We start from the raw sequence: 17,178 nt of genomic DNA, 5'->3' as shown, positions 1-17,178 counted from the left end.
ATGAAAAAAACATTAATACGCGGCGCAACGATCGTGACAATGGATCAGCAGGGTGATTTATTGGGAGCCGATATTCTGATAGAGGGTTCAGAAATAAAAGAAATTGCTCCGCAAATTAATGTTCAAGCAGATCAGACGATTGAGGGTGCAGGATATATTGTCATTCCAGGTTTAATCAATGCACATATGCATACTTGGCAAACGGCATTACGAGGGGTTGCTTCTAATTGGACATTACTAGAGTATTTCCAAAAAATGCATTCGGGACTTGCAACCGTGTTTGAGCCTGACGATTTGTATATTGCCACTAAAATGGGTGCTCTTAATCAAATTAATTGTGGGACTACCACGTTAGTTGATTGGTGTCATAACAATAAGACACCTGAGCATAACGATGCCGCGATTAAAGGACTTCAAGAGTCTGGTATTCGAGCTGCTTTTTTTCATGGAACACCAAAGCCAGAGCCCAAAGAAGGGGAAATTCCTTTTTGGGAGCGCCCTCACCCGCGTAAAGAATTAGAACGCTTGGTACTTCAGTACGGTAGTCATGATCTCATGACGATCGGTACAGCTATTTTAGGACCACATTATTCAACACTAGATGTTGCGCTTCATGATTTTATGATGGCGAAAGAGTTAAATATGACAGCATCGATGCATCAAGGTGGCGGCCCTGCAAGAACTCCTGAGGGGTGGGAAATTTTAGAGTCCAAAGGATTACTTGGACCTGCCATTAATATCGTGCATGGACATGCGTTGAGTGATGAACAGCTGAAAAGATTTTGTGATTTGGGCATGACTTTTTCTGCAACAGCTGAGAGTGAGATGTCGCAAGGTCATGGCCATCCCTTAACCGGTAGATTGAGAGATTTTGGTAAATCACCATCATTAGGTGTCGATCTAGAAAGTGTTTGTGGCGGCGAAATGTTTATACAGGCACGGGTTGCTTTAGGGATTCAACGCAGTTTGGATAATTTTTCTTACCGTGAAAAGCACGGCACGATTCCACCAACGAGCACTATTACAACGAGAGAGGCACTTCGTTGGATTACGATCGAGGGAGCAAGAGTAATTGGTCAACTTGATCGTATTGGAACTTTACGAGCGGGGAAACAGGCAGATTTAGTGATGATTCGGGCTGGCGATTTAAATATGCAACCAGTCAATGACCCTGTCAGCGCCGTCATTATGCAAACAAGTTTGGCCAATATTGAAAATGTGATGATTGCCGGGGAGTGGAAAAAGAAGAATGGTCAATTGGTAAATGTTCAATTAGCACCTCAAATTGAGCATCTGAATGTTTCTGCAAAAAAAATAACTCAAGCCCTAGGGCTTTCATAGGAGTCGAAAAATGATTAAGCAAATCCAATTAAAATTGGCACTCTTCAAGGTTGCATTGATGTGTGTAGTTGCCATGACAACTACACAAGCTTTTTCACAAACCTACCCCAATAAACCGATTCGTTTTGTAGTTGCATTTACAGCTGGAAGTGCTACAGACATTATTGGTAGGGCTGTTGCCGATGTGATGAGTTCTAGTTTAGGACAGCAAATCATTATTGAAAATAAACCAGGCGCCGGAGGCACCATAGCGGCAGGTCAAGTAGCAAAAGCAGATGCAGATGGATATACTTTCTTAGTGCACTCATCGGGCCATGCGTTAAATCCATTTATTTATAATAATTTGCCATATGACACTTTAAAAGACCTTAAGGGAGTAGCTACACTTGGGGCCACCCCAAATGTATTGGTGGTCTCTCCCTCAAAGTCCTGGAAAACTGCAGCAGATTTGGTTGCTGCGGCTAAAGCAAAGCCAGGTGAATTGAATTTTGCTTCAGCAGGTGTAGGAAGTGCGACGCACTTGAATGCTGAAAAATTTAATTTGGCGGCCAATATCAAAGCACTTCATATTCCGTATAAAGGTACTCCAGAGGCAAATTCTGATGTAATTGGTGGAAGAGCAGATTGGTTCTTTTCACCACTAGGGTCGGTGATTTCATTAGTTGAAAGTGGAAAATTAAAAGCCCTAGCAGTTAGTACTTCTAAACGAACGAGCTTATTGCCTAATGTCCCCACAACTCTTGAGGCTGGCATTCCAGACTCAGACTATGTTTTATGGGTTGGACTTTTAGCACCCACTGGAGTTTCTTCAGATATAGTTAAAAGAATGAATGACGAAGTAGCAAAGGCGCTTCAAACTAAAGAAGTTAAAGAGCGTTTTGCAAAATTAGGGGCTGAGCCACTAATCATGACCCCAGATGCATTTAATACCTATATTCGTAATGAAATGGTAGTTGCTTATCGCATTAGTAAGGCTGCTAATTTGAAGTAAACCTTCTTCATCATTAGTAAATAAGGTTGATTATCATCAACCTTATTTTTTTTAAGGTATCCAAAGTAGATCACTCTCAATTTGTATTAATATGTTCTAAGAGGTGCACCCAAACTATCCAAGATAGTTAAATAAAGACATCAAAGTAGATACGCCATTTTTATCACCCCTACTTTGAGGAGCTTTATGAATAAATCAACCCATCACCCACTAATTATTTTTTTTCATTGGTTTAGTTTTGGATTAATCCTTGGGGCATTGCTATTAATTGAAATTAAAAATTATGTACCGAGAGATAATCCATGGCGAGCAGATCTTAAAACCTATCATATGCTATTTGGGCAGATGATTTTGTTGGTCGTGTTACTTAGAGTGATTACTCGGTTATTTGTTATTAATCCAATTGAACAAGAAAAAACTTTTTCTAGATTATTTAAAAAAGTGATACATGCTTGTTTATATATATTTATGTTGGGCATGCCAGTGACTGGTATATTGCTGATGCAATCAGCTGGAAAACCCATCCCATATTTTGGTGACCTATATCCAATGTTGATTCAGGAAAATGTAGACCTGAAAAAGACTTATAAATACATCCACGAGTATTGGGGCAATGCTATTTATTTCTTTATCGGCGCACATGCCATCATGGCGATTTGGCGGGAATATATTATTAAAGATGGAACATTACAAAAGATGTTACTTTCTAAAGCAACACGCTCGCATTAAATCAAAGGGCGCAAGCCCTTTGATTTAAATTGGCTTAGAGTACTGAAGCAAATCTTGCAAGTGATTAAGATTCTTTAAATCCCAACACTTCGCAATTAAAGAACTCGTATTGTCTGCCCCAATAATTGGGATACTTAAATGACTAAATTTATGATTGAGGTTTTCATCTGTCATGGGGTTTTGTAAAGAACCAATGGCATGTTCAACAAAAATATGTAGTTTGCGACCATCTTTGAGGTATGCAGTCACATCAACCGATGCCTCATCAATCGAGTTATCTACAGTTGCTTGGACCTTTGCGCGTAAAGCCACCATTTGAGGACTTTGAACGATTTCATCATGGTATTGATCTTCTGTTGCTTGTCCATATACGATGCCGCATGCACAACCGTGATAAACACTAAACTTGCCTTCTAAACCATCTTTTGGTGTTTTCTTGCCGGTGAGCTCTAGGACCAAAGAGTGGGCCTTAAGTTCTAAGCGCTCCAAGTTATCGGCGGTTACGCCTTGATTTCGAAGCTGAACACAAGCATCAATGCTCGGGTGAATCACAATGCCACAGGCAAACGGTTTGTAGGTATTCAATGAAATCTCAAAACGTTCGCCGAGTTCAGTCGTTACTTCAGACCAGTCATATTTAGTCGATACTGACTGAACCATACCGCGAGGTGCCTCGATAGCCTTATTACTAGCGGTAAACCCATGCTTAGCCATCAAGGCTGAGGTTAATCCAGCTTTAGCAGCTCCACCAGGGTGAAAGGGTTTTGTCATCGTGCCAAATTGTTCACGAAAGCCAATCGGTTGAGATGCTGCAATACCTAAAGCCATCGCAGTTTGAGCCTCTGTTAGTTTGAGTAATCGAGCACATCCTGCTGCAGCACCTAGAGTTCCAGTAGAGCCAGTAATATGCCAACCCCGATCGTAGTGATTCGGGTACATGACATTGCCAATTCTGCAAGAAACATCAACACCAATGACTAAAGCATCGATGATCTCACGACCAGTGGCACCAATTTTTTCACCTAAGGCCAGTATGGCCGATGCCACAGGACCGGCCGGATGAATAATCGTTTTCAGATGGGTATCATCAAAGTCAAAAGTATGTGAACTAATGCCATTAATGAGAGCTGCATTGGCCATGTCTACTTTTTCAGATCTTCCTAAAATACTCGCTTGAGGCGCGGAGTCGAATTCTTGAACAGCTGCCAAAGTAGCTTCAACACTTTCATGCCTCGCAGCACCAACAGCACAGCCTAACCAATTCATAAAAGTACGATGTGCTTCGTGGTCTACAGAGTCATCCCATCCTTTGGAAGGGTGAGAACTAATAAATTTTGCGAGGATTTGAGTAATTGGAGGTGCGTTATGATCTGCACTCACTTGCGTATTGATGGCCATATATTTAGTCTATTTGAATGTTGCGAGATTTAGCAATTTTACTCCACCGGGCAATATCATCTTTGATATATTGCCCAAATTGCTCGGGAGTCATTGGCATGGCTTGGATAGCTTCGCCAGCTAAGCGCTCTTTAAGCTCAGGGTTTTGAATTGCTTTGTTGATTTCACTATTGAGAAGTGTAATGATCGCTGGGGGAAGATTGGCAGGACCAGAAATGCCGTACCATTGAACGCCTTCGAAACCCTCAAGCCCAAGCTCTTTAAACGTTGGGACATCAGGAATTAAAGGATGTCTTTTAAGGCCTGTAACAGCAATAGGCCTGACTTTACCTGTTTTAATATGTGGCATTGCGGCCGCTAAACCCGGCATCATCGAAAGGGTTTGTCCGGCAATTGTATCGATGAAAGCTGGAGCAATTCCTCGATAAGGGACATGAGTACTTTCGAAGTTGGCTTGTTGCTTTAACTGCTCCATCGATAAATGAGTAAGAGTTCCTGGACCAGCTGAGCCATAACTCATTTTTGCGGAATTATCTTTGGCATATTGAATAAACTCTTTAAAGTTCTTTATAGGTAGGGGGCTATAAACAACAAGGACATTTGGAGTTCCACCGACCATGGCGATGGGAGAAAAGTCCTTTATAGGATCATAGGGGATTTTCCGAACTGCCGGATTAGTGCCATGGGTCCCAACATAGGACAGCATTAAGGTGTATCCATCAGGGGTTGCACGAGCGGCTTTTTGTGAGGCAATAATTCCGCCTCCCCCACTTTGGTTATCAACGAGAAAATTTTGCCCTAGCGATTTAGTTAGACGCTCAGCTACTGTTCTAGCGACGAGGTCAAGCCCTCCCCCGGCAGCAACAGGCGCCAATATGGTCACAGGCTTATTTGGGTAATCTGAGGCATAACTAGCGCCCCCAAATAAAGAGAAAAAAGCAAGAATAGTGAAACTAATTTTTAGGAGTCGCATATATGTAGAGAATTTTTGATATTTAAAATATACTAAAGCACAAAGAATCTTAACAGGAGATGGATGACTATGCATTTTAGAAAAATAAAAAATTTGTTGCTAATTATCCCAATTGTGATGAGTTGTTTTTCATCCAAAGTATTTGCGCAAAGTGAATACCCTACTAAGCCAATTACATTTATTGTTCCCTATGGTGCAGGAGGGGGAGCAGATTCGAGAAGCCGCCAAATCGGCCAACAACTCAGCGCAATTCTTAAAACGCCAGTTATCGTGGAAAACAAAGCGGGAGCTGGAGGTAATATTGGTACAGAGTACATCGCTAAGGCTCCACCTGATGGATACACCATTGGCATGGGGAACTTTGCGCCACTTGCTGTCAATAAGGCTTTATTTAAAAGCTTGCGCTATGACCCTGAGAAAGATTTAGTTCCAATTATTTTGATTGAAAAAGGGCCTTTGGTTTTAGTCGTGCCGCCAAGCTCTCCGTATCTCACCATCAATGATGTAATTAAAGATGCAAAAGCGAAGCCAGGTAAATTAACCTTTGCATCAGGAGGCATTGGCGGAAGTCATCAATTATCTGCGGAACTTTTTGAACAAAGTGCCAATATTGAAATGATTCATGTCCCATATAAAAGTGGCGCGGCAGGACTAACAGATCTGATGGGAGGCAATGTCAACATGATGTTCGATCAGATGTATTCTGCGATGCCAAGTATTAAGGCGGGAAAGTTAAGACCAATTGCTATTACCAGTTAAACACGATCACCTTTATTGAAGGATGTCCCAAGTTTTACGGAGTTAGGATTTCCGCAAATTGTCGTCAATAATTGGCAAGGGTTGATCGCTCCAAAAGGAACCCCTAAAGCAATTATTGATAAGTTAAATTTAGCCGTTAATCAAATCTTGAAAGACCCTCAAATTCGCGAATTTATGTTGCAACAGGGCAATGAAGTGGGTGGAGGAACTCCAGAAGAATTTGCTGCCTTAATTAAAGCGGAGTCAATCAAATGGAGCGAAGTTGTAAAAACCGCCAAAATTGAACCACAATAATTATTGATTAAAGTCCTTTTGGAATACGAGACCTGCATGCTCGCGTAGGGCATGAAACTCAATATCTTTCCAAAGTTGTTGGGCAACCTCAAGTTCTGATTTATGCGTTGCTAAAAAAACGGGGGCCCCAACAACATCTTCACTGATTCTGTGAGAATTTTCTTGAATAAACTTTTTCAGAGTGACAGGGTCTTTACAACTGATCCACCTTGATAAAGAGTATCTGGCGGGTAGTAATCTAACTTCTGCATTGTATTCACATCTTCAGGCGGTGAGCGACAACTTCAAATTGCAGTTGACCAAACGCACCCAGAAGCATTTGTGTACCGACTAATGGTTTGAATACCTGAATTGCGCCCTCTTCTCCCAGTTGCATCAATCCTTCTCTTAATTGTTTTGTACGTAATGGATCTGCAGTTTCAACTAATTTAAATATTTCTGGGGCAAAGAAAGGAAGGCCCGTAAACTGTAATTTTTCACCCTCAGTAAGAGTATCACCAAGTTGCAATAAACCATGATTAGGCAAACCAATAATGTCACCAGGAAAAGCCTCATCTAAAATATCGCGTCGTTGTGAAAGAAAGGATAGAGCATTATTCGTTCTTATTTCTTTACCGTTACGAGAAATCTTTAAACGCATACCACGCTCAAAATATCCGGAGCAAATTCTTAAGAAGGCAACACGATCTCGATGCGCGGGATCCATATTCGCCTGAATTTTAAAAACGACTGCAGAGAAGTTTTTTTCTGACGGAAGTACCTCTCGTTGAATCGTTAGCCTTGATTTTGGAGCTGGAGCAAGTTCAACCAGCGTATTTAAAATTTCTTGAACACCAAAATTATTAATCGCAGAACCAAAAAATACAGGTGATTGTCTTCCCGCTAAAAATTCCTCTAGATCAAAACTTGGCATAGCACCTTGAACCAACTCAACTTCTGATAAGGCAGTAGATAAAGAGTCACCTAATTGTGAAGCTAGGGCTGGGTCATGAATACTAATACGTTTTTCCGTATGAATATCTACGCGATCTTCACCAGCTTTAAACATCCGCATGGCTTCTTGGCTGATATCAATCACTCCAGCGAAAGATTTCCCCATGCCAACAGGCCAAGTCATAGGAACCACTGACATCCCAAGCGCTTCCTCAATTTCATCCATCAAATCTAAAGGCCTCTTGACCTCACGATCTAGCTTGTTGATAAATGTAATGAGAGGAGTATTTCTCGCTCGACAAACATCAATCAATCTCCGAGTTTGAGATTCAACCCCATTCGCGGCATCAATCACCATGAGCGCAGAATCAACCGCAGTTAATACGCGATAGGTATCCTCGGAAAAATCTTGGTGACCTGGCGTATCTAAAAGATTGATGATGCAGTCGCGATATTCCATCTGCATCACAGAACTTGCAACAGAAATTCCCCTTTGTTTTTCAATTTCCATCCAATCAGAAGTTGCATGCCGAGATGCTTTTCTAGCTTTTACACTACCAGCAATCTGAATTGCCCCTGCATATAAAAGTAGTTTTTCTGTTAAGGTCGTTTTACCTGCATCGGGGTGTGAAATAATCGCAAAACTTCTTCTACGAGAAACTTCATTGGCAATGATTTGGCTTGGGGGAGAATTGGTCATATCAATCAAACAAAACTGACACATCAATGTATTGTCAGCAAAACTATAAAAAATGATTATAGTCTGTCCACACAATTGAATATCAATTTCCCATATTTTTCAGGTATAAATTAACTTGAAGTAATTAACTATCTCACATCAATCCATCATCATGAATTTGCTCTTTAAAATAATTCCTATTACTATTTTGTTAACCACTTCGATGAATACTTCTGCTGAAAAAGCATTCAAAGATAATCCCTACTCCATGTTTTCCGCAGAAAAAAATCATGTACAGAAAACCACGATTGAATGGCGACCTGTGGAGAACCTTCAAAATGAATGTGAAAAAGAAAGTAAAAAACGAGGTTTTAAAGGTTTTGGTTACCCTGTAACAGCATGTTCATTTTGGGAAAATGGCATACGTGGAAATCGTTGCATCGTGTTTACAGCCAAAAACTTAAATATGCATACCCTAGGCCATGAGGTCAGGCATTGCTTTCAGGGAAACTACCATCCTTGATTAAAAGCGATAGCTTAAGCCCACCTTGAAGATCGAGGAATAGCCGACCCCAATTTGGTCACGAAAGTTTTGGGAAACTCGTAAATAAGATATCCCTAGATCAATATCTTCAGCGGGTGAGTAAGTAATCGCCGGCATAATATAGGAGTTATATCGCCGATCGTCTGTTGGCGTAATGTCAGTCACTAAACCGATATCAAGACCTATGTGAAGTTTCTCTGTAATATTCCAAATAGGTGCCATGGATAATTGAAAGAGCTCAGTTCTTAACTCACCATAAGTGCCGGCTACTGGATAATTTGCGTTGTAGGGCTGATGTTGATACGAAAAGTTAACCAGTAATGAATAGTCCTTCTTATCATAAGCTCCAATCAAATTAACGCCATATCCCGGTAGAGCCATTCCAAGTCCAGCGTCTTGATGGCCAGTACTATTTGGGAAGGAGAAAGTTGGTTTGATTGCAAAGCCTAAGCCAGTATCTTCATCACTATAAATACGATATTTAGCCCCCAAGTTGTAGTTAGTCAGAGGAGAATAACTACCAGTTGGAAAACCATAGTAGGTCATTCCAAAACTAATTTCTGTACGGTCATTTAAGCCATAGGTGTAACCTATAGGAAAGCCTATAGCACGATCAGCCCCCAAGAACTCTTCACCAGGGACATTAATATCAATGATGCCATCGCCAGTGTTTGAACCACTTTTATTAAAAATATTGTAATAATAAAAATCGAATTGATGTTGCCCCTTTTTAACAGTTGAAGCATCATCGGTTAAAAAGGGTTCATAGGCATTCGCTGAATAAGAAATGAATAAAACATAAAACAATAAAATTGGTTTAAACATTGTTTTGTGACGGTAATGTGAATATTTTTTATTGTAGAAAACCCTTATGACATAACTGTGTCTCTATTTTGAATGATTATTTAAAAATTATTTAAAAATGCACTTTGTTGAAATATATCCTCAATAGAATTAAATTTCCCTTAAACCAAGTTGGAGATAAAGATGAGTATTTTTGGAAGAATTAAAGACAGTATTTTTGGTAAAAAAGATGAAGCTGGTCAAGGTGGACAAGCCGCTGATGCTGCAACAACTGCTGCAGCTGCAATCACACAAGTGGATGTTGAGGCTGTTTTAACTGATTTAGCAGCAAAAGCAGGTCGCCCTAGCAATTGGAAGACATCAATCGTAGATTTAATGACTTTATTAGGTTTAGATAGTAGCCTTTCCCATCGCGTAGAGTTAGCTAAAGAATTAGGTTACACAGGTGATACGAATGACACAGCGACGATGAATGTTTGGTTAATCAAACAAGTAATGTCAAAATTAGCTGAAAATGGCGGAAAAGTATCTGCAAATTTAATGCACTAATTACTACTTGTAGACAATCCCTCATCATGCGATGAGGGTTTTTTTTACCCAAAATTTAGGGTGTATCATGAATAACAGCTTATTTTGGAATCAATCGTATGGCTTTTAATCCTAATTTTTTAAGTGAGAGTATTCAACTTTCTGTTGCGCCGGTATTTTTATTAACGGCAGTTGCTGGGATGATTGGTGCCTTAACACAGCGGATTGCTCGCGTCATTGATCGGTCAAGAGCTTTGCAATTTGACATCATGAACGAAAAAGATCCAGAGCATCAGCAGGTATTAAAACGTTTTCATGAGGAGGAGCTCATTTACCTCTCAAAAAGAGCGCATTTAGTAAATATCTCGATGGCTTTGCTTGTCTTGTGTGCAATCCAAATAGGTTTGACGATACTCGAGTTATTTTTTGCAGAAACAATTGCCGGAAAAATGAGCATTTCTGACTATGTTTTGTATACCTTCATTGGTGGCATTAGTTGTTTTATTCTGGCACTAATCTGCTTATTGTGGGAGGTTTTTATTGCCTCTTACTCAGTAAGAATGAAACCGCACTCAAAGCAATCGATGCAGATCAAGTAATTAATTGATCAACTTTAAATAAAATCATTGCACCTAAAATTGCAAAAATACCTGCCGCAATCATATGAATTAGTTTTAAAGGTAATCGTTTAGCAAACGAGTTACCTAAAAAAACGGCAGGTACATCAGCAAATAGCATACCCAAAGTTGTGCCCACAACAACAGTAAAAGGCGCCTGATAATTCGCGGCTAAGGCAACGGTTGCGATTTGTGTTTTATCACCCATCTCCGCTAGGAAAAAAGCGATTAAGGTCGTTAGAAATACACCATAAGAAGCTTTGGATGGTTGCTCCGCCTCGTCTATTTTGTCAGGAATTAAAGTCCAAATAGCCATTCCCAAAAATGAAAAACCAAGAACCCAGCGCAGTATTTCCGGGCTTAAGAGAGACGTTATCCAAGTCCCTAAGGCTCCGGCAAGGCCATGGTTCAGTATGGTTGCAATTAAAATTCCGGCAATGATGGGCAAAGGTTTTTTGAAACGCGCAGCAAGAAGAAATGCAAGAAGTTGGGTTTTATCACCCATTTCTGCCAGAGTGACGACGCCCGTACTCACTAATAATGCTTCAAAACTCATACATACACCTTAATTTTTTAATCGGAAATTTTTGATAAAGAGAATAAGAAACAAACTAAAAAACAATAATGACCAACTAGGTACAGACAGAAAAAATATAGGCGGTAGTGGCATGCTACAAAAGCCATCTGCTTTGAAGAACGATGGTGCCATTTGTACGATATTAAATTGATTAATAAAGACCTCAAGAGGATCAAGCCCACAAGAGGATTCTGGATGGGCAATCACCCATTGATGACGTAATGCTATAGCCAAACCCGACAAGGAAGCTAGCAGAGCTAAAAAATAAAATATTTTTCTTGTTTTTTCAAAACAATAAGCCATCAGACACATCAAAGCGATCAGCAAAAAAGCAATTCTTTGTAATATACATAGTGGACATGGAGGGTAGTGAACTCCTATCCAGCCAATGTGCTGAATATATAAAGCAAAACCAAGCAAGCATGAACACGCTATAAAAATAAATAGATAAGAATTTTTTGACATGACTCAATGATAGAGGGTTTAATATAAAAGAGCTAAACCAAACTTTAAAATAATCTTGGTATAGTGAGAAGATACCTAGGAGAAAACAATGGCTAAATTTTTAAGCAGATTCATATTATTTCTTTTTATTCTAATCATTCTGTTTGTTCTCTACACTTGGCTTACATTGTCCTATTCCTATTCCAATGGAAGTCGTGCTGGATTTTTACAAAAATTCTCTAAACGTGGCTGGGTATGTAAAACCTGGGAAGGCGAGTTGGTTACAGGTAGTATGTTAGGTAACCAAGAGAAATTTTCCTTTTCTGTGAGAGATGAGGACTTGGCCAAAATGGTTTCCTCTAATATTGGAAAACGTGTTGAAATCGAATACGATCAACATGTGGGGGTTCCAACGAACTGTTTTGCAGAGACCGAGTATTATGTGAAAAAAATTAAGTCAGTTCCTGATATTCGCGATGAGCTATTACAAAAAGCGCAACCGGGAGAAATAAATAAATAGCATCAATAAAAGATCACTTCGGTGATATTTTATTGCCTATTATCTAAAAAAGCGCCTATTCCATTGGTCTGAAGCACTTAAAAAAACCACAGAGCTAATAAAAATAAGGGTTTTCCTTAAATAAAAGCTTTCACAAGCCCATAAAATATGGTTAAAATGAAATTGCGTTTAATTTGCGCTTAATTTTATAAGTTTGTATTTTTAGTCATTTCATTTCAAGGAGCATAATTTGAATAAAGCAGAACTCGTTGCAGCTATTGCTGACGAATCAGAATTATCTAAAGCTAAAGCAGAGCACGCATTAAATGCTGCATTAGATACAATTAAAAAAGCTGTTACTAAAGGCGATAACGTTCAGTTAATCGGTTTTGGTACATTTAGTTCAGGAAAGCGCGCTGCTCGTGTTGGCCGTAATCCTAAGACTGGTGAAGCGATCAAAATTGCAGCATCAAAAACAGTTAAATTTTCTGCTGGTAAAGCATTTAAAGATAGCGTAAATAAGCGTAAGAAGTAATTCTTAACGTAAATAATAAAAAAGCCCAATGCAAATTGGGCTTTTTTACATCTTAAGATTGTATTAATTAAGTTTGAATTAAACGTCTTCCTCGATTAATACTCATTAAGATTCCAACACCAAACCCCAGTGTTGTGAGCGCAGTACCGCCATAGCTAATAAAGGGTAAAGGCACACCAACTACTGGTAAGAGACCGCTTACCATTGCCATATTCACAAATGCATATGTAAAGAAAATAAGTGTCACTGAACCGCCTAATAATCGCGAATACAAATTAGGTGCTGAGGCCGCGATTTGTAAACCCCGTTGGATTAAAAGAAAAAACAAAATAATAAGCACTAAATTTCCAAAAAGGCCAAACTCTTCAGAGTAAACAGCAAAGATAAAGTCAGTATGTTTTTCAGGGATAAATTCTAGGTGAGTTTGAGTTCCTTTCATCCAGCCTTTGCCGAATAAACCGCCTGAACCAATTGCAATCATAGACTGTAGTGTATGGAAGCCTTTACCTAATGGGTCTGAGCTGGGATCGAGTAAGGTACAAACACGGTGTTGTTGGTAGCTTTTTAATAAAGGCCAAGTGACTCCTTTGGCACAAATAGCATCACCAAAAATGACAATCAAGACAATTCCTAAGAGAGCAATAACGGCGAAAGGAAGTACAAATTTCCAGGGAAACCCAGCAAATAAGATGACATAAAATCCAGCGGCAAATACCAAAATGGCAGTCCCTAAATCAGGCTGTCTAGCAATCAGAAAAATTGGCAGTAACAACAAACAAAAAGCGACAAAGAAGTCCTGCAGTTTTACCATGCCATCTTTTTTGTGAAAATACCAAGCGAGCATCATTGGCATTGCAATTTTCATTATTTCTGATGGTTGAATCACAACCCCGATATTGAGCCAACGCCGCGCTCCTTTTTTGATTAACCCAAATATTGCGACAGCCACAAGAAGAGCGACACCAACTAGATAGACCCAAAGAGATATTTTTTCTAACCATTTAATCGGTATTCTTGAGGTAACCCACATAATGATTAAAGCGGTTGCAAGGTTTCTAGACTGCTCAACCCAACTTACAACAGTCCCGGAGCTTGCTGATAAAAATGTGATGTTACCGACCACAACTAAACACAATAAAATGATGGCTAGACTTGGGTCTAATCCTTGCCAAAGGAAACTCAGACGTTTTACTACGGAGCGGTTTTCCATGCAGGAACTCCTTCTGGCCAAGTGTTTAGCATTAAATAATCAAGCGTTTGTCTAGCAATGGGAGCTGCAGCAGTGGCGCCAAAACCTGCATTTTCAACCACTAAAGCTAGCGCATATTTAGGCTTATCTGCTGGAGCGAACGCTATATAAAGCGCATGATCTCTTTTAAACTCAGAAATCGCACCAGCGTTGTACTGTTTACCGCCTAGGCTAAAAACCTGAGCAGTTCCTGTCTTTCCAGCAACAGGATATTTGACACCAGCAAAGGGCACTCTTCCCGTTCCTGATTGATTCACGCCAATCATTCCATCAGTAATGACAGCTAAATTTTCTTTCTTGATATTTAATCTTGTTGTTTCTGAAGGAACTGTAAGTGATTTTTGGTGAGTGATCGGATCTTCTATCATCTTCACTAAATGTGGCCTCATAACCACACCTTGATTAGCAATGATTGCTGTTGCTTGGGCAAGTTGGAGAATAGTGTAACTGTTATAGCCTTGTCCAATACCAATAGAAATCGTGTCACCTTCACCCCAAGCTTGCTTTGATGGGTCGGAGTAATATGCTTTTTTCCACTCTTTGGAAGGTAATATTCCCCGTACCTCACCATTAATATCAATACCTGATATCTGCCCAAATCCAAGATCTTTCATAAAAGCGCTGATGGCATTAATACCCATATCCCGAGCCAAAATATAGTAATACGTATCACAAGAGACTGCGATAGATTGACGCATATTGACAAAGCCATGGCCATTGACAGCATCATCCCTAAAGGTTGTATTGCCAAATTTAAAATAACCAGGATCACTAATACCTTGTTCTGGAGTTCTAAATTTTCCTTCTAAAGCAGCTAAAGCCATAAAAGGTTTAAAAGTTGAGCCCGGTGGGTAGGTTCCTCGTAATGGCCGATTAAATAAAGGCTTTTCTGGAGAGTCATTTAATTTTTTCCACAAATCAGCATCAATGCCGTCAATAAAGGCATTTGGATTATATGTTGGCATCGAAACAAAAGCCAGGACGTCCCCCGTACTAACTTCAATGACAACGGCAGCACCGCGCCTTTTGCTATAGAGATGCTCCATCAGGTACTGTAATTTAATATCTACAGCAAGAGAAAGATTAGAGCCTGCGATTGGCGCTGTCGATGACAAGTTACGAACTACCCGTCCACCGGCAGTGATTTCAACTTGACTATAACCCAGAGTTCCCCTTAATTCTTTTTCATAACTTTGCTCAAGACCAATTTTCCCAACTTGTTGGATACCCTTTATTTTGATAGGGCGTAATTCATCACTGTTGGTCTCATCAGAGGATTCTTCAAGTTCAGCAAGCAGTTTTTCACGATCTTTTTGAGAAACTCTTCCGGTATATCCAATGAGGTGGGCACCTAACTCTTGATAGGGATATTCACGAAAATATCTTACTTGAACTTCCACACCCGGAAAGGCGTATCGACGAGACATAAATCGCGCGACTTCTTCATCATTTAAGAAATTGCGAAGGGCAATACTTTCAGTTTTTTTTGCCCCTTGAAGCGATCTATAAAAGTTTTGTCGATCTTTATTAGATATTTTAATAACGGTATTGAGCGAGGTAACCAATTCCTCAATCGGTTGATTGACTCCTGCTGGAGTAATTTCTAAAGAGTAGGATGGAAAATTCCTAGCAATGACAATGCCGTTACGATCGATAATAAGACCCCGTTGGGATTGCGTTGTAATAATTGCAATACGGTTGCTTTCCGATGCGGTTGAATATTTTGTATGTTTAACTACCTGAAGCCAAAAGAAGCGAAAAAACAAAATAAATAAACAAATCATTACAAACCATAGGGCGATTTGAATGCGACTTTGGAAGGTTTCTAAAGATGAATAAGAATCATTTTGCCGAGCCATGCATTACCCCATCAAGAATGATGATGGTTGATAAAAGATGCGCGACTTGATAAAGCATTTTTAAAGATAGGCCATAAACCAGTTTCAATAAGACTCGGTATGATGAGGAAAGCAAAAGAAATTTCCTTACTTTGCCCAATGAGCCAAAGCATCAGTAAAAATACAAAATTGGCAATTAAAAATACTTGAAGCATGATGAATGTTTGCCCAAATAAAGTCGCATTTAATAAACGACGTTGCGAATAAATAATGACAAAACTAGCGGTTACATAAATGATGGCATGAATACCCAAATACTGAGATGTTTGAATATCCATTAATAGGCCGAGCAAAAATGCGGATAATAAATTAATCTTTTCTGGAGCTTGTAAAACCCAAAAAGCCAAAGCAATGAGAAGAAAATCAGGAACCCATGGGGAATTACCCCATGGAAACATGTTCAAAATAAAGGCACCTATCAGAGTAAAGAGTGGTCCCGTCATTGTGCGCAGCTTGAAAATTGAAAAGGCCATTAATTTCCTTTTTTCTGACGAAGTCTATTTTTTACAACCTCAGACTCTGTAGGACTTGGAGCAATCGTCGTTGGTTGGTATAACAAGATACTTAAATGTCGATGGTGATGTAATTTGGCTAATGGCTTACATGCGATGATCGCCCCAGAGTTATCAGAAGAGCGATCGATTTTACTAATCATCGCAACCGGCATTCCAGCAGGATAAGTACCATCAATACCTGATGTAATTAAATGGTCACCAACATCTAAGTCAGCCAGATTATTAACATAACGTAATTCTAAAGGCTCTCCTCGACCTACTCCAAACAGAACTGTCCTTAAGCCATTGCGCTCAACCAGAACGGGGATGGCAAAGTCTCGATCCTCCAGAAGAGCGGCTTCAGAAGAGTTTTCAAAAACTCGAACAATTTGACCCATGATGCCGGCCTCGGATGCAATAGGCATTCCTGATATAACGCCATCAGCACTCCCTCGATTAATAATAATTCTCTGCGAGCTTGGACTTAATGGACTAAAAATCACTTCAGCAGCCAAAGACTTTACCTTTGATTTTTGTTGAAGAGATAGCAACTTGCGCATATGCGAGTTTTCAGACTCTAATGCCTCTGCTTGGTTCGCCATGAGTCGGAGATTATCTAACTGTGAAGATTGTTCCTCTAATTGATGCTTTAAAGAGGCGCGTGTTTGAAAGTAATCTAAAGATATATCAGACAATTTACCTGGTTGGGATAATAATTGTTGGATTGGAAAAAGTAGATTATTTCCAACCAACCTGATTTTCTCAGTGGCATGCAGTTTGTAATCTGCAAAGATAAACACTGAACCCAACAATAGAAAAAAAAACAACTTTAAAAAAGGTGCACCTTGATTAAATAAGGTCGGGGAGCTCCGAAACAATTTGCACCTCAGTT

The 17,178-nt window shown here is 39.7% G+C and carries 17 protein-coding genes and 2 pseudogenes; 9 read left to right on the top strand and 10 right to left on the bottom strand.

The features are described 5' to 3' along the window. The 3 genes from QMN06_RS11935 to QMN06_RS11925 all read left to right on the top strand — a co-directional run bounded on the left by QMN06_RS11935 (position 1) and on the right by QMN06_RS11925 (position 3,061). Positions 1-1,341 carry an amidohydrolase family protein gene (locus QMN06_RS11935; RefSeq protein ID WP_281970339.1) on the top strand — a complete coding sequence of 447 codons (1,341 nt, stop codon included), beginning with the start codon at positions 1-3 and terminating at the stop codon, positions 1,339-1,341. 10 nt (positions 1,342-1,351) lie between these two features. Further along, entirely contained in the window at positions 1,352-2,332 is a 981-nt protein-coding gene (locus QMN06_RS11930) for a tripartite tricarboxylate transporter substrate binding protein (protein ID WP_281970337.1), read from the top strand. A gap of 186 nt (positions 2,333-2,518) precedes the next feature. Beyond that, the gene (locus QMN06_RS11925) at positions 2,519-3,061 is read left to right on the top strand and encodes a cytochrome b (protein ID WP_281970335.1); all 543 of its coding nucleotides are present in this window, start codon (positions 2,519-2,521) and stop codon (positions 3,059-3,061) included. 24 nt (positions 3,062-3,085) lie between these two features. Here QMN06_RS11925 and QMN06_RS11920 read toward each other — a convergent pair whose 3' ends face one another. Together QMN06_RS11920 and QMN06_RS11915 are read right to left on the bottom strand one after the other, a co-directional pair. Further along, on the bottom strand, positions 3,086-4,459 hold the full coding sequence (locus tag QMN06_RS11920; protein WP_281970333.1) for an MmgE/PrpD family protein: 1,374 nt from the start codon (positions 4,457-4,459) through the stop codon (positions 3,086-3,088). Positions 4,460-4,463: 4 nt separating this feature from the next. Continuing rightward, entirely contained in the window at positions 4,464-5,432 is a 969-nt protein-coding gene (locus QMN06_RS11915; protein WP_281970331.1) for a tripartite tricarboxylate transporter substrate binding protein, read from the bottom strand. A 63-nt stretch (positions 5,433-5,495) separates the two neighbouring features. On the opposite strand from QMN06_RS11915, the pseudogene QMN06_RS11910 reads away from it, so the two are divergent. After that, a pseudogene (locus tag QMN06_RS11910) lies at positions 5,496-6,485 on the top strand (tripartite tricarboxylate transporter substrate binding protein). Here the strand turns inward: QMN06_RS11910 and QMN06_RS11905 are convergent. After that, positions 6,486-8,118, bottom strand: a pseudogene (locus QMN06_RS11905) (peptide chain release factor 3). Positions 8,119-8,269: 151 nt separating this feature from the next. On the opposite strand from QMN06_RS11905, the gene QMN06_RS11900 reads away from it, so the two are divergent. Continuing rightward, complete coding sequence (locus tag QMN06_RS11900) at positions 8,270-8,620, top strand: hypothetical protein (RefSeq protein WP_281970330.1); 351 nt, start codon at positions 8,270-8,272, stop codon at positions 8,618-8,620. Here the strand turns inward: QMN06_RS11900 and QMN06_RS11895 are convergent, their stop codons facing one another. Next, the gene (locus QMN06_RS11895) at positions 8,621-9,466 is read right to left on the bottom strand and encodes a hypothetical protein (RefSeq protein WP_281970329.1); all 846 of its coding nucleotides are present in this window, start codon (positions 9,464-9,466) and stop codon (positions 8,621-8,623) included. Between the two features lie 162 nt (positions 9,467-9,628). On the opposite strand from QMN06_RS11895, the gene QMN06_RS11890 reads away from it, so the two are divergent. Continuing rightward, complete coding sequence (locus tag QMN06_RS11890) at positions 9,629-9,994, top strand: DUF3597 domain-containing protein (protein ID WP_281970328.1); 366 nt, start codon at positions 9,629-9,631, stop codon at positions 9,992-9,994. Positions 9,995-10,092: 98 nt separating this feature from the next. Beyond that, entirely contained in the window at positions 10,093-10,572 is a 480-nt protein-coding gene (locus QMN06_RS11885; RefSeq protein WP_281970327.1) for a DUF2721 domain-containing protein, read from the top strand. On the opposite strand, the gene QMN06_RS11880 is transcribed toward QMN06_RS11885, so the two are convergent. Further along, positions 10,565-11,146 (bottom strand): TMEM165/GDT1 family protein, encoded by a 582-nt coding sequence (locus tag QMN06_RS11880; protein ID WP_281970326.1) that lies wholly within the window; start codon positions 11,144-11,146, stop codon positions 10,565-10,567. The genes QMN06_RS11885 and QMN06_RS11880 overlap by 8 nt on opposite strands. 9 nt (positions 11,147-11,155) lie before the next feature. Beyond that, positions 11,156-11,632, bottom strand: a complete 477-nt coding sequence (locus tag QMN06_RS11875) for a disulfide bond formation protein B (protein WP_281970325.1) — start codon at positions 11,630-11,632, stop codon at positions 11,156-11,158. Positions 11,633-11,720: 88 nt separating this feature from the next. On the opposite strand from QMN06_RS11875, the gene QMN06_RS11870 reads away from it, so the two are divergent. After that, positions 11,721-12,131: a hypothetical protein gene (locus tag QMN06_RS11870; RefSeq protein WP_281970324.1), complete on the top strand. Its 411-nt coding sequence runs from the start codon at positions 11,721-11,723 to the stop codon at positions 12,129-12,131. A gap of 229 nt (positions 12,132-12,360) precedes the next feature. Further along, a complete protein-coding gene (locus tag QMN06_RS11865) occupies positions 12,361-12,645 on the top strand; it encodes an HU family DNA-binding protein (RefSeq protein ID WP_281970323.1) in 285 nt (94 codons plus the stop codon). A 67-nt stretch (positions 12,646-12,712) separates the two neighbouring features. Here QMN06_RS11865 and rodA read toward each other — a convergent pair whose 3' ends face one another. Genes rodA through mreC form a run of 4 tightly spaced genes read right to left on the bottom strand, consistent with a single transcriptional unit; the run spans position 12,713 to position 17,164 of the window. Then, the gene (gene rodA / locus QMN06_RS11860) at positions 12,713-13,855 is read right to left on the bottom strand and encodes a rod shape-determining protein RodA (protein ID WP_281970322.1); all 1,143 of its coding nucleotides are present in this window, start codon (positions 13,853-13,855) and stop codon (positions 12,713-12,715) included. Then, a complete protein-coding gene (gene mrdA, locus QMN06_RS11855; RefSeq protein ID WP_281970321.1) occupies positions 13,837-15,753 on the bottom strand; it encodes a penicillin-binding protein 2 in 1,917 nt (638 codons plus the stop codon). Before mrdA ends, rodA begins: the two co-directional genes overlap by 19 nt. A gap of 11 nt (positions 15,754-15,764) precedes the next feature. Then, on the bottom strand, positions 15,765-16,265 hold the full coding sequence (gene mreD / locus QMN06_RS11850) for a rod shape-determining protein MreD (protein WP_281970320.1): 501 nt from the start codon (positions 16,263-16,265) through the stop codon (positions 15,765-15,767). After that, positions 16,265-17,164, bottom strand: coding sequence for a rod shape-determining protein MreC (gene mreC / locus QMN06_RS11845; RefSeq protein WP_281970319.1), 900 nt, complete (start codon positions 17,162-17,164; stop codon positions 16,265-16,267). The genes mreD and mreC overlap by 1 nt, the downstream gene beginning before the upstream one ends. Positions 17,165-17,178: the final 14 nt, after the last annotated feature.

Origin of the sequence: Polynucleobacter sp. SHI8 (assembly GCF_027944005.1) — a bacterium.
In the GTDB taxonomy this organism is placed as follows: domain Bacteria; phylum Pseudomonadota; class Gammaproteobacteria; order Burkholderiales; family Burkholderiaceae; genus Polynucleobacter.
This window is presented reverse-complemented; position numbering and strand designations above follow the sequence as displayed.